The following is a 12,239-nucleotide window of genomic DNA, read 5'->3' as shown; positions in this document are numbered from 1 at the left end:
GTGCATCTTTCGATGCTGTTCTTTGAATTATTCTCTCTGAATCTTTCAAGGTTATTTCACTGTTCAGTTATCAAGGTCCTCTGTCCTGCTGTCTTACGCGACAACTTCTATATCCTATCACAGCTTTCTGCGTTTGTCAACAGGTTTTTTCATTTTTTTATTTCTCAGCACCACGCTCTTGCGCGGTGGAACTTTATAATAGCACCATGTATCGTCATATGTCAAGCACTTTTTTGATTTTTTTCTATTTTTTTCAATTTTTCATCTTTTTTCTACAAATTCATCTATTCTGGAAGCTCCAGATGCACTCTCTCCGTCTTTGGCATGGTTGCATTCCCTGATAAGATCTCCTGTTCCTCTCGTTTGAGTCCACGATAGATTTTCCGGTAATCTCTCTGCGTAAAATTTTCAAAACGCCACGCTTCTTCTTCCTGTGGCAGACCGACACCTTCTTCTTTTGCTCCCAGTGTGATCGTTTTTCCTGCCTGCTTGCCTGACCATACGCCTCCGTTTTCATAAAGTGTATCCAGCGCTTCGGTCACAGCTCCTTTTAAGTTTTTTCCGGCAGACGTCAGAACAGTTGGTGATACCGCTGACTGATCGGCATCTACTCCGATTACTTTCCCATCCAATTCTTCTGCTGTCTGCATCACGGAAACAGATGCGCCCCCATTACAGGCAAAGATCACCTGTACTCCATCTTCGTACCATTCCTTACTTTTCTGCTGCACTTCATCGGACGGTAAAAATGTGTCTGTATACTGATATTTTAATGTAATTTCCCGTTCCATTTCCATAGCAGCATATTCTGCCCCCTGTATAAAGCCACTTCCATATCGCTGGACGGGTGCGATCTCTTTTCCTCCAAGAAAACCTAACCTGGTATAGCCTTCGCAAACGGCTGCATAACCGGCAAGGTATCCCGCTTCTTCTTCCCGAAACAGAATACAATGCACATTGGATGCAAGTTCCGCCTTTTGTCCTGATTTACGCGGTTTTGCATCCAACATTAAAAATTGTATTTTCGGATACTCATTCTGCATATGGGCAATCACCTCTTCAAAGGGATATCCCTGTGAAATAATGATCTTTGCTCCCTTTTTGGCGGCAGTCCGCACTGCTTCCTCCCGTGCCTGCCTTGTATCATTTGCCGGCCGGTAATAGCTATAGGTGATCCGGTTCTCATCCGCATACTCTGCGATGCCCTCCCAGCTGCTCTCATGAAAGCCGGAATCATCCAATTCACCTTCACCGCTTATAAAGGCGATCTCGTAGGTTCCGTCCTTACTGATACTTTCATCTGCGGAATTCTCCTCTGCCTGCTGCCTGTTTTTTTCTTCTTTGACACCACAGGCGCTTAAGCTGACCGCCATAAGGAATATGAGTGTCCCTTTTATTTTTTGTTTTATATATCGATGTTTCATGATCTTACCCTCCTTTTTTTCTTCGGTACGGTAAAATCAGTTGACTTCTAACTTTCTTTCTGAATCTTTACTAATCTGCTGGTGCCAAGACGATCTGCCCCAAGGCGGACAAATTCTTCTGCATCCTCAAAAGAAGATATCCCACCGGCTGCCTTGATCTTTATGTCCTTGCCGACATGCTTTGCAAAAAGCGCTATATCGACGGGTGTTGCTCCTGCTGTTGAAAAGCCGGTAGAAGTCTTGATATAGTCTGCTCCCGATACTGTAACGATTTCACACAGTTGTATTTTTTCCTCTTCGGTCAGAAGGCATGTTTCGATAATGACTTTTAAAATTTTTGTTCCACATGCTTTTTTTAACGTTCTGATCTCTTCTTCGATCTGTGCAAACTTTTTGTCTTTGACCCAGCCGATGTTGATGACCATATCGATTTCATCCGCACCATTTTTCAATGCATCCTCTGTCTCTGCTTTTTTTACCGCAGTAGTATTATATCCATTTGGAAAGCCAATAACCGTACAGACTGCCATCTGATCCTGTACATATGCTTTTGCCTCTTTTACATAGGATGGCGGAATACATATCGATGCGGTCTGATATTTTATCGCATCGTCACAAATTTCTTTGATTTCTTCCCATGTGGCCGTCTGTGCTAACAGTGTATGGTCCACTTTTTTTAATATTTCCTGTCTGTCCATATTTTTTCTCCTGTTTTTATTCTAATTCTTTCTGATTACTGTAAGATGTTTCTCATTGCTTCCTGCACATTCTCCACACCGATCAACCGGATTCCTTTCATGTCTTCAAGTCCTTTTAACGACACTTTTGGAAGAATACAGGTGGAAAATCCCAGTTTTTTCGCCTCTGCGACACGCTGCTTTGCCATGTTTACCGCACGGACTTCACCACTTAATCCCACTTCGCCAAAACAGATCACATCTTCCGGTATCGCACAGTCTTTGTAGCTGGATATCATGGCAAGTACAATCCCTAAATCCACTGCCGGCTCATTCATACGGATTCCGCCTGCAATATTGATATAAGCATCACAGGATGACATACTGAGTCCCAGCCTTTTTTCTAATACTGCCATCAGCAGATTGACTCTGTTGATATCGGTTCCGGCTGCTGTCCTTCTTGGGATTCCAAGATTGCTTCTGCAGACAAGTGCCTGTATCTCTAAAAGGATCGGTCGGCTTCCTTCCACGGAACAGGCTACCACAGAGCCTGACGCTCCTTTGGGTTTTCCGCTCAGCATATATTCTGACGGATTCTCCACCTCTACTAAACCGATATCCCGCATTTCAAATACTCCGATCTCATTTGTGGAGCCAAAACGGTTCTTAACTCCCCGCAAGATCCGATATGCCGCATACCGGTCTCCTTCAAAATAAAGCACCGTATCTACCATATGTTCTAAAACCCTAGGCCCTGCAACCACTCCTTCTTTTGTTACATGACCGACGATAAAAATCGAAATATTCATCCCTTTTGCAATCTGCATCAGCACCGATGTGGATTCACGCACCTGCGAGACACTTCCCGGTGCGGAGGATACATTTTCATTGTACATAGTCTGTATCGAATCTATGATGACAACTTTTGGTTTTTCCTGACGGATGACTTCCTGAATGATATCTAAATTGGTTTCACAAAGAATTGCAAGAGATGTTCCGAATTCTCCCATACGTTCCGCCCTTAATTTTATCTGCTGCAACGATTCCTCTCCCGAAATATAGAGTATTTTTTCTTTGCCCACCGAAAGATTCCGGCAGACCTGCAACAGCAGTGTAGATTTTCCGATTCCCGGATCTCCTCCGACTAAAACTAAAGAACCCGGAACGATCCCGCCTCCTAAGACACGGTCAAGTTCTAAAAATCCCGTTCCCATACGGCTCTGCTCTTCCACGGAGATATCTGAAATGTGGCTGACCTTTGCAGCAGATGCCTGCTTTCTTACTTTTTCTGTCTGTTTTTTATCTATGACTTCTTCTACAAATGTATTCCATTCTTTGCAGCCCGGACACTGCCCCATCCACTTTGAGGACTCATATCCACAGGACTGACAAAAGTATACGGATGTTTTTCCTTTTGCCATACTACTCCTTTCCTATAGAGCGAAAAAGACCCGAATTCTCGGGTCTTCTGACGTTTCTTTTAACATTTTTCCACTTTGACAGCTACCTGGCTGACTACATCTAACTCTACGCTCAGGCTTAACTTTCCGCCTAAATTCGTCTTCATTTTTCCCATGTTGCTGCCGTCAATGAATATCTCATATTCTGCATTTTCTTCTAATTCCAGAGTAATCTGCGCATCCTCCGGTCCTTCTACTGAAAAACTGACTCCGTTATCTGTCACAGAAAGCTCGGTTACTGCCGTTCCCGGTACAGATTCATATACAAACATTCCGTTTCGTTCTAATTTGGTGATCTCATGAAAGGTCTTTACTTTGTATAAATCACCGTCATGCTCAAAGTTGTCCAGCTTTGCCTTTTTATCCAAAGTATAATCACCAAAACTGATGGTTCCGTCTTTTTCTGTGCGAATCAATTCGCTGATTGCTCCCATTTCTTTCTTCTCCTCCTGTAAGTGAACTGCTTATATGATCATTATATAATATTTCAGTCTGTGTGGCTAGTAATTTTGTAAATTTTACGATACTACTTTTGAAACATTATGGTTGTACTTCTTTGCTTTTTGGCACTTCAAATACAATTTCTTTTTTCTTTAGTCCGACCTCTACCCGGTCGCCTCTTTTGATCCTGCCTGCTAAAATCTCTTCTGCAAGTGCATCTTCGATCTTACTCTGGATCATCCGGCGCAACGGACGTGCTCCGTATTTCGGGTCATATGCTGTTTCAACAATATAGGCTTTGACGGAATCACGGATATGCAGCTCGATCTCCATCTGTGTCCTGCAGCGCTCCACTAATGTCTTCGCTAACAGTGTAACGATCTGCTTCATGTCTTCTTTCGTAAGGGCATGGAATACAATGGTCTCATCAATACGATTTAAAAATTCCGGCTTGAAGATCCTTCTGACCTCTTCCATAACACCCTGCTTCATATATTCGTAATTCTGTTTTTCATCATCCTGCGAACCAAAACCCAAGTGTTTTGGCGAAACGATCGACTGTGCTCCTGCATTGGAGGTCATGATAATGATGGTATTTTTAAAATCTACTTTTCTTCCCTGGGCATCCGTGATGTGTCCATCGTCTAAGACCTGTAATAAAATATTGAATACATCCGGATGGGCCTTTTCTATCTCATCAAACAATACGACCGAATATGGGTTTCTGCGTACTTTTTCACTCAGCTGTCCTCCTTCGTCATATCCGACATATCCCGGAGGAGAGCCTACCATTTTAGAGACACTGTGCTTTTCCATATATTCGGACATATCTACACGGATCATTGCCTGCTCGTTTCCAAAAACTGCTTCTGCCAGTGCTTTGGATATCTCGGTCTTTCCAACTCCTGTCGGTCCTAAAAACAGGAAGGAACCGATCGGACGATTCGGGTCTTTTAATCCTACTCTTCCACGGCGGACTGCTTTTGCCACAGCACTTACCGCCTCTTCCTGTCCTATAACTCTTTTGTGCAGTGTTTTCTCTAATTTTGCAAGTTTTGCACTTTCATCTGCCGTTAATTTTTTCACAGGGATTTTTGTCCAGGAGGACACTACCTCTGCAATTTCGTTTTCGTTGACTAACGGCTCTTTCTTCTCGGCATCTTTATGATATTTTTTTATCTGCTTTGCATGCCTTTTTAAGAGTTCTTCTTTTTCTTCACGGGCTGCTTTTGCATCTCCTAAACGAAGTCCGCGGACTGCTTCTTCTAAAATGATATCCAGTTCACGGATACGCTGCTCTGTTTCTTTCATCTGTTTTGGTGTCTTAAAGCTTCCAAGCCGCACTCTGGAAGCCGCCTCATCCATGAGATCAATGGCTTTATCCGGCAGATTCCGGTCATTGATGTAGCGCTCTGACATCTGTACGGCTGCACGGATTCCCTCATCGGTAATCTTTACATGATGATGTGCTTCATACTGCGGGCGCAGTCCGGTTAATATTGCCACTGCCTGCTCTTCATCCGGTTCTTCCACCGTAACCGGCTGAAAACGCCGTTCTAATGCCGCATCTTTTTCGATATATTTTCGATACTCTTCGATCGTTGTTGCTCCGATCAACTGTATCTCGCCTCTTGCTAACGACGGTTTTAATATATTCGATGCATCTATGGCCCCTTCTGCTCCACCGGCTCCTATGATGGTATGCAGCTCATCGATGAACAACAGTATATTTCCTGCTTTTTTTACTTCTGCAAGAACTTTTTTGATCCGTTCTTCAAATTCTCCACGATATTTAGAACCGGCAACCATACCTGACAGGTCTAAGGTTACCACACGTTTGTTCAATACACTGTCCGGCACCATTCCGGATACGATATTCTGTGCAAGACCTTCTACTACCGCTGTCTTTCCTACGCCCGGCTCTCCGATCAGACACGGATTGTTCTTGCTTCTTCTGCTCAGGATCTGAATGACACGCTGCATCTCTTCTTCCCGTCCGATCACCGGATCTAATCCACCTTCTTTGGCAAGCTGTGTCAAATCTCTCGAATACTGGTTTAAGGTTGGTGTTGCTTCTAAATTCTTCTTCTTTGCTAATTTTCCATTCTGAAATTCATCCTTATGGAGACTGACATCCTCTCCCATTGCCGTCAAGGTCTCTACATAGAGTCTTTGCAGATTTACTCCTAAGGTATTTAAAAGACGAACTGCTGCACAGTCGGCTTCTTTGATCAATGCAATTAACAGATGCTCTGTTCCTACTTTTTCATTTTTAAAACGCTCTGCCTCTTTTGCTGCGTTCTCAAGCACTCTTATGGTTCTTGGAGAATAGCCTCCTGCATCTGCTGTGATCACGTTTCCGGATGGCGCGATCAGGTTCTCGATCAATTCTAATATCCGCTCTTCATCTACACCGGCAGAACTTAAAACCTTCGCTGCTGCTCCGCTTCCTTCGCCCAGGAGTCCTATTAACAGGTGCTCTGTTCCGATATAGCTGTGATGCATGGATCTGGATGCTTTTTTTGCGATCTCTAATACCTTTTCTGCTTTTTTTGTATATGGTTTCTGCATACTATGCCTCTCTTTTATAAGTCATTTAAATCTATGATCTCTATATCACTTTCGTATTTTTTCTTTACCGGTTTTTCCTGCGGTTCATTCTTTGGTGCCTTTGGATATTCCTTTTGCGGTTCCTCGTCCGGCTCCTCATCAAAATAGTATTCGTCAGACTCTTCGTCTGTATCCTCGTCAAAGAAATCTTCCTCCGGTTCCTGATCTAAATCCTCATCAAAGAAATCCTCGTCCGGTTCTTCTTCGTCATACTCGTCTCTTGGGTTTCTAGGTCCTTTTAACAGGGTATTGATCAAAAGAATCACCAATACTGCAATGATAATGATCAATACGGCAATGATCATACAGTATTTTGTCTTCATGCTTTTCATTTCCTGCTTTAATTCTTCATACTGCGTACTCTGAGAATTATCCTGACTCTCCGAAGAAGTATCGGTTACCTGCTGCTCTTCTCCATCTGTCGGTGTCTCTTCCTGACTACTCTGTACTTCATATGCCTGATATGTCTTATCTGTAGTCTGATACTCATACCATCCCTTTTGACCTTCACTGTTCATAGCATAGATCAGGCAGGTGTCTGCACCGTCCTGCTGATAAACCTGTATCGTTCCTTTTTCAAATTCCATAGAGGTCTCGGCATAGCTCTCCGGAGCCTGTGCACCATCCATCATGCTCTGTGGCATTGCAATGATATAATCATTCCCATTTTCAATTCGGATAAACGGATATACACTCTGGTCTGCATCGTTATAGATATGATATGCCGCTGCTCCTGTCTTCTGATTCAACAGACAGATCAGTTTGATATCTGCTTTGCTGAATTTCAATCCTTTATACTGTCTTCCCTGACATTCTACCTTTGTCTCTGTAAAATCTTTTGGATATTTATTTGGATTCAGATTTTCCGTAACCACTAAATCTGCTCCATTTACGGTAAATCTTGCATTGTTTGCCGTTGTATTGGCTGTTGTCGTTGTAGTTGTTTTATTGCCTGTTGCAAAAGCGGTCATAATTCCCATATCTGATGCCGCAATAGACAATCCCATCACTACTGCCAGTCCTATTCCAAGCCATTTCTTTTTTCTGATCCTACTCATAAGTATATGCCTCCATATAAAATCTCATATCTGATTTTTTTTCTATTTTAGAACATCCTTATTATAGGAAATTATGTAGATTTCTGTCAACCTAAATATCGTGACGCTTTTGTGTCCTGATTTCCCGCAAAAGCAGGATTCCCCAAATCAATACACTAAGCAGCAAATAAGTACCAACCATTCCCTTTTTACTCCATTGGCAGATATCTGCACCGGTCAATACCGCAAACACTGCAATGATCCCGATCCCTCCTGTAAATGCGGTAAGTGCCGTCACAAAAAGTGTCTCTAAATCTACCCCCTGTTTTTCTTTTTTATATTTGTAATCTATGATCCCTGCTGTCATCTCTTATTCCTCCTTTTTGTATGCCATGACTTCCCACGGAAAGCATGCCTTATCGTCAATGTATACGTCTGCGTAAATCTTTCTCGAATCGCTTCCGTATTTTTCTAAAATCTCATCTGTATTCCGGTTGACTTTGTCAAATTCCAGTCCGAACTCTTCGCACCACTGTACTGCCTGCTCTAATTCCCTGCCACACCTGCAGGTCCAGAGAATGATCCGGCAGCCCTCTCTTTTTAATGCCTTTAACAGTTCTATCAATGGTAGGTTGGGCTTTCCGATATCCGGATAACAATCGCTGCACAGCGTTCCATCAAAATCCACCGCTATGATCTCATATTTTTTCATGGCTTCTCTCCTGTTAATCTTCGATGTAATCGCGATAATCTTCCTCATCTGCAAATAACATATATTTTCCATTCACATATCCCATGTAACCGTCTGATACAACATATCCTTTCATAAAATACATCTCCTTTCGTCTGCCTTCTTTTGTTCTCCCCTTCGTCTTGAGATTATTTTATGATATAAGGTGTCCAAAAAAACGGACTTGGTTGTATCAAAACAAAAAAGTCCCCATATACCAGATTTCTTTTTCTGATATATGGGGACTCTGCTCAATCACTATGACCAGATTTTTTGTATAACTTCTTTTAATTCCAAAGGCTTTTCGATCCGCGGCACTTCGTCTTCTATTTCGCCAAAGCCGTACGCTGCGTGGATAAACTTTACTCCCGCCGCCTTACTCGCATCATAATCTCCCTGGATGTCTCCGACATAGACCGCATCCTCTAAATGGTTTCTCTCTGCCACAAGACGGATATTCTCTCCTTTTGGAACCTCATTCATGCCAAAACACTGTATGTCATCGATGTACTTTCCAAATCCATAATGCTCTAAAAAGGCTTCGATATAACCACACTGACAGTTACTTACAATTGCTAAAAAATATTCTTTTTTCAGATCGGCAAGCATCTGTTCAATGCCCGGATACAGTTTCGCTCCCTTTTCCCGTAAATAGGCATTTTCCACTTTACAACAGTCTTCTAAAAGCTGGTTCTGTTCCGCTTTCGAAAGCTCCGGGAACAGTGCCTCGATCAGCTCGTCCATCGGTTTTCCCATGACACGCATAAAGTCTTCCTTTGTCAGAACCTTATCCGTGATCGTCGATGCTTGGATGGCTTCCTGCCAGGAATGTGCCACTTCTTCGGACGCATCCCAGAGCGTTCCGTCCATGTCAAAAATGATTCCTCGTTTCATATCCAAACCACATCCCTATGCTTCGTCAATTGCCTTTCCAATATCATGACGCATATATTTATTGGAAAATTCTACCCATTCCGTTGCTTTATATGCATTTGCGCGTGCTTCTTTTAAGTCTGCACCTTTTGCGGTTACACCTAAGACACGTCCGCCGTTGGTTACGATCTTTCCGTCTTTCCATGCAGTTCCGGCATGGAAACAGTAGTATCCTTCTTCTTTTTCAAATCGCTCTAAACCGGAGATCTCTTTTCCTTTTTCATAAGATACCGGATAACCGTCAGAAGCTAATACCACACAGACTGCCGCATTATCTTCAAACTGCAGATCGATCTCATCAAGTCTGCCATCCACACATGCCTCCATCACATCAATGATGTCATTTTTCATGCGAGGCAGTACTACCTGTGCCTCCGGGTCACCAAAACGTGCATTATATTCTAACACCTTTGGTCCGTCCTCTGTCAGCATCAGTCCGAAGAAAATAACTCCGACAAATGGCCTTCCCTCTGCCGCCATGGCATCCACGGTTGCCTGATAAACATATTTTTTACAAAATTCATCCACTTCTTTGGTATAGAACGGACTTGGTGAAAATGTTCCCATTCCTCCGGTGTTGAGTCCTTTGTCTCCATCCTGTGCACGCTTGTGATCCTGTGCAGAAGACATGATCTTGATGGTCTTTCCATCCACAAAGGAAAGTACGGAAACCTCACGTCCTGTCATAAACTCCTCAATAACCATATGATTTCCGGCATCACCGAATTTCTTATCTAACATGATCTCTTTGACTCCGGCTTTTGCCTCTTCTAAGGTATTACAGATCAACACTCCCTTTCCAAGAGCTAATCCATCTGCCTTTAATACGATCGGCATTTTTGCGGTCTCTAAATAAGCCAGTGCTTTATCCGCATCGTCAAAGTTCTCATATCCTGCTGTCGGGATATTGTATTTTTTCATCAGGTCTTTTGAAAAAGCCTTGCTGCCTTCTAAGATAGCTGCGTTTTTACGAGGGCCAAAGACTTTTAATCCCTCTGCTTCAAATACATCTACCACTCCGCCGACTAACGGATCATCCATTCCGATAATGGTAAAGTCAATCTCTTTCTCTTTTGCAAATGCTGCTAATTTTTCAAATTCCATTGCTCCGATCGGTACACATTCTGCGATCTGACCGATTCCGGCATTGCCCGGAGCACAATATATCTTATCAACTCTTGCGCTTTTTGCACAGGAATATGCGATTGCATGTTCACGTCCGCCACTTCCTACGATCAATACCTTCATGTTGTTTCCTCCTGTATCTATTCTTCTACAACTGCTTTTTTGTCTTTTACAGTTACTTTTCCGTTTGCGATCAGATGGATCGCCCTCGGTAAAATCTCCCATTCTGCCTGTTCCATCACACGCCGCTGCAGGATTTCCGGTGTGTCTCCGTTTTGAACCTCTACTGCTTTTTGCAGGATGATCGGGCCGGTATCAGTTCCTTCATCCACAAAATGCACGGTTGCTCCGGTGACTTTGACTCCTCTTGCTAACGCACCCTCATGCACCTTTAAACCATAATAACCGGTTCCGCAAAAAGACGGGATCAAAGATGGATGGATATTGATGATGCGGTTCTCATATTTTTGTATCATTGCAGGCGGGATGACTACTAAAAAGCCCGCGAGTACCACTAAATCCACCTGATAGCTGTCTAATGTTTTTAAAAATTCCTGATTGAACTGCTCACGGTTTTCGTAATCTTTCGGAGAAACACAGACTGCCTCAATGCCTGCCTGTTTCGCTCTCTCTAATGCGTAAGCATTTTTATTATTGCTGATGACCACTGCAATCTCGGTATTTGTGATCACGCCTTCTGCTATTTTATCTATGATCGCCTGAAGATTTGTTCCTCCTCCAGACACCAGTACCGCTATTTTTAGCATAAAGTAACTCCTTTTTCTCCGTCCTCGATTTTTCCTACGACATACGGAGTCTCTCCTGCTGCTTTGACTGCTTCCATGGTCTTATCTACATCTGCCGGATCCACTGCTAAGATCATGCCAAGTCCCATATTGTATGTATTGTACATCATCTGCTCTGCAATCTCCCCTTCTCTTGCAAGCATTTTAAAGATTGCCGGAATTTCGTAGCTGTCCTTTTCTACAACTGCACACTTTCCTTCCGGTAACATTCTTGGAATATTCTCATAAAAACCGCCACCTGTGATATGGCTGCATGCTTTGATGCGCACGCCTGCATCCTTGATGCTGCGAAGTGCTTTGACATAAATTTTTGTCGGAGCGATCAATGCTTCACCAAGCGTCGTTCCTAACTCCTCATGATAGGTATCTAAGGTCTTTTTATCCATGGAGAACACCTTGCGTACCAGTGAAAATCCATTGGAGTGTACACCGGAGGATGCCATTCCGATCAACACATCACCCGCTTTGACATCTTTACCTGTAATAATATCTTTTTCATCTACGATTCCTACTGCAAATCCTGCTAAATCATACTCATCTTCCGGATAAAATCCCGGCATCTCTGCGGTCTCGCCACCGATCAATGCAGCATTTGACTGCTTGCATCCTTCTGCCACACCGCTTACGATCGATGCGATCTTTTCCGGATAATTCTTTCCACATGCAATATAATCAAGGAAAAACAGTGGCTCACCACCGGCACATGCGATGTCATTGACACACATTGCCACACAGTCAATTCCTACACTGTCATGCTTGTCCATAATAAACGCCAGCTTTAATTTTGTTCCAACTCCATCTGTCCCTGATACTAAAGTTGGTTTTTCCATATTTTTAAATGCTTCCATTGAAAACGCACCGGAGAAACCGCCAAGATTTGTCAATACTTCTTTTCTCATGGTCTCCTGCACATGTTTTTTCATCAATTCCACTGATCTGTAACCTGCTTCAATATCTACACCGGCATTCTTGTAATCCATCTTTTTTCCTCCTGAA

12 protein-coding genes are annotated in these 12,239 nt (G+C 43.1%); all 12 read right to left on the bottom strand.

All coding sequences use genetic code 11. The annotated features are described in order from the left end of the window. Positions 1-284 precede the first annotated feature (284 nt). Complete coding sequence (locus WMO43_RS03710) at positions 285-1,424, bottom strand: BMP family lipoprotein (RefSeq protein ID WP_353530027.1); 1,140 nt, start codon at positions 1,422-1,424, stop codon at positions 285-287. Positions 1,425-1,471: 47 nt separating this feature from the next. Beyond that, the gene (deoC, locus tag WMO43_RS03705; RefSeq protein WP_353530024.1) at positions 1,472-2,122 is read right to left on the bottom strand and encodes a deoxyribose-phosphate aldolase; all 651 of its coding nucleotides are present in this window, start codon (positions 2,120-2,122) and stop codon (positions 1,472-1,474) included. Between the two features lie 35 nt (positions 2,123-2,157). Further along, on the bottom strand, positions 2,158-3,522 hold the full coding sequence (gene radA / locus WMO43_RS03700) for a DNA repair protein RadA (RefSeq protein WP_353530021.1): 1,365 nt from the start codon (positions 3,520-3,522) through the stop codon (positions 2,158-2,160). A gap of 59 nt (positions 3,523-3,581) precedes the next feature. Continuing rightward, on the bottom strand, positions 3,582-3,995 hold the full coding sequence (locus WMO43_RS03695; protein WP_177963250.1) for an endosialidase: 414 nt from the start codon (positions 3,993-3,995) through the stop codon (positions 3,582-3,584). 106 nt (positions 3,996-4,101) lie between these two features. After that, a complete protein-coding gene (locus WMO43_RS03690; protein ID WP_353530018.1) occupies positions 4,102-6,573 on the bottom strand; it encodes an ATP-dependent Clp protease ATP-binding subunit in 2,472 nt (823 codons plus the stop codon). Between the two features lie 14 nt (positions 6,574-6,587). Next, entirely contained in the window at positions 6,588-7,670 is a 1,083-nt protein-coding gene (locus tag WMO43_RS03685; protein WP_353530015.1) for a hypothetical protein, read from the bottom strand. 91 nt (positions 7,671-7,761) lie between these two features. Beyond that, on the bottom strand, positions 7,762-8,016 hold the full coding sequence (locus WMO43_RS03680; protein ID WP_353530013.1) for a hypothetical protein: 255 nt from the start codon (positions 8,014-8,016) through the stop codon (positions 7,762-7,764). 3 nt (positions 8,017-8,019) lie between these two features. After that, entirely contained in the window at positions 8,020-8,361 is a 342-nt protein-coding gene (locus tag WMO43_RS03675) for an HAD family hydrolase (protein ID WP_353530011.1), read from the bottom strand. 276 nt (positions 8,362-8,637) lie between these two features. After that, a complete protein-coding gene (locus WMO43_RS03670) occupies positions 8,638-9,273 on the bottom strand; it encodes an HAD family hydrolase (protein ID WP_353530010.1) in 636 nt (211 codons plus the stop codon). A gap of 15 nt (positions 9,274-9,288) precedes the next feature. Next, positions 9,289-10,560 (bottom strand): phosphoribosylamine--glycine ligase, encoded by a 1,272-nt coding sequence (gene purD / locus WMO43_RS03665; RefSeq protein ID WP_177963324.1) that lies wholly within the window; start codon positions 10,558-10,560, stop codon positions 9,289-9,291. 17 nt (positions 10,561-10,577) lie between these two features. Beyond that, on the bottom strand, positions 10,578-11,204 hold the full coding sequence (purN, locus tag WMO43_RS03660) for a phosphoribosylglycinamide formyltransferase (RefSeq protein ID WP_177963323.1): 627 nt from the start codon (positions 11,202-11,204) through the stop codon (positions 10,578-10,580). Continuing rightward, complete coding sequence (gene purM / locus WMO43_RS03655; protein ID WP_353530007.1) at positions 11,198-12,223, bottom strand: phosphoribosylformylglycinamidine cyclo-ligase; 1,026 nt, start codon at positions 12,221-12,223, stop codon at positions 11,198-11,200. Before purM ends, purN begins: the two co-directional genes overlap by 7 nt. Between the last annotated feature and the right edge of the window lie 16 nt (positions 12,224-12,239).

The sequence above is a fragment of the Maccoyibacter intestinihominis genome (assembly GCF_040096355.1).
Taxonomy (GTDB): Bacteria; Bacillota; Clostridia; order Lachnospirales; family Lachnospiraceae; genus Maccoyibacter; species Maccoyibacter intestinihominis.
This window is presented reverse-complemented; position numbering and strand designations above follow the sequence as displayed.

Excerpts from the sequence above, each read along its gene's own strand:
- purM (WP_353530007.1), bottom strand. The coding sequence starts at position 12,223 with ATGGATTACAAGAATGCCGGTGTAGATATTGAAGCAGGTTACAGATCA.
- WMO43_RS03695 (WP_177963250.1), bottom strand. The coding sequence starts at position 3,995 with ATGGGAGCAATCAGCGAATTGATTCGCACAGAAAAAGACGGAACCATC.
- purN (WP_177963323.1), bottom strand. The coding sequence starts at position 11,204 with ATGCTAAAAATAGCGGTACTGGTGTCTGGAGGAGGAACAAATCTTCAG.
- WMO43_RS03675 (WP_353530011.1), bottom strand. The coding sequence starts at position 8,361 with ATGAAAAAATATGAGATCATAGCGGTGGATTTTGATGGAACGCTGTGC.
- WMO43_RS03670 (WP_353530010.1), bottom strand. The coding sequence starts at position 9,273 with ATGAAACGAGGAATCATTTTTGACATGGACGGAACGCTCTGGGATGCG.
- purD (WP_177963324.1), bottom strand. The coding sequence starts at position 10,560 with ATGAAGGTATTGATCGTAGGAAGTGGCGGACGTGAACATGCAATCGCA.
- WMO43_RS03690 (WP_353530018.1), bottom strand. The coding sequence starts at position 6,573 with ATGCAGAAACCATATACAAAAAAAGCAGAAAAGGTATTAGAGATCGCA.
- WMO43_RS03685 (WP_353530015.1), bottom strand. The coding sequence starts at position 7,670 with ATGAGTAGGATCAGAAAAAAGAAATGGCTTGGAATAGGACTGGCAGTA.
- WMO43_RS03710 (WP_353530027.1), bottom strand. The coding sequence starts at position 1,424 with ATGAAACATCGATATATAAAACAAAAAATAAAAGGGACACTCATATTC.
- WMO43_RS03680 (WP_353530013.1), bottom strand. The coding sequence starts at position 8,016 with ATGACAGCAGGGATCATAGATTACAAATATAAAAAAGAAAAACAGGGG.
- deoC (WP_353530024.1), bottom strand. The coding sequence starts at position 2,122 with ATGGACAGACAGGAAATATTAAAAAAAGTGGACCATACACTGTTAGCA.
- radA (WP_353530021.1), bottom strand. The coding sequence starts at position 3,522 with ATGGCAAAAGGAAAAACATCCGTATACTTTTGTCAGTCCTGTGGATAT.